This is a genomic window from Streptomyces hilarionis (assembly GCF_024539675.1).
Classification (GTDB): domain Bacteria; phylum Actinomycetota; class Actinomycetes; order Streptomycetales; family Streptomycetaceae; genus Streptomyces; species Streptomyces hilarionis.
Genome location: NZ_JAHHIT010000538.1, coordinates 1 through 355 on the forward strand (window position 1 = coordinate 1; position 355 = coordinate 355).

The window sequence follows — 355 nt, forward strand, 5'->3', positions numbered from 1 at the left end:
GAGTTCATGACTGCCATGACCAACCCCAAAGCAATCTTGCTCTTCACTGCTTTTGTTCCCCAATTCATTGTTGCTGGTACTGGCGCCTCCTTCACTGCCCAGTTCGTCGTTTTAAGTGCAATCTACATTGCGGTCGAGTTTATCGCCGCTATAGGCTGGGCCCTTGCTGGCAGCATCATTCGATCTCTGCACCCTTCGAAGCGGAAATTGTCGATCATCAATCGCATAACGGGTGCAATGATGCTCGGCGCAGCCGCCTTATTGGCTACAGCCAGACGAACTTAAGTGTGTACGTCCGAGCGTCACCCTTACATGATTAAACGGGCTCCCACTTATGCGGAAGCAACTGCTTGAT

General features: G+C 51.3%; 1 protein-coding gene. It reads left to right on the forward strand.

The window, feature by feature from the left end; translation table 11 throughout:
- Positions 1-285, forward strand: a 285-nt coding sequence (locus tag KMS84_RS44150) for a LysE family transporter (RefSeq protein ID WP_256921471.1), incomplete at its 5' end; no start/stop codon positions are given.
- Positions 286-355: the final 70 nt, after the last annotated feature.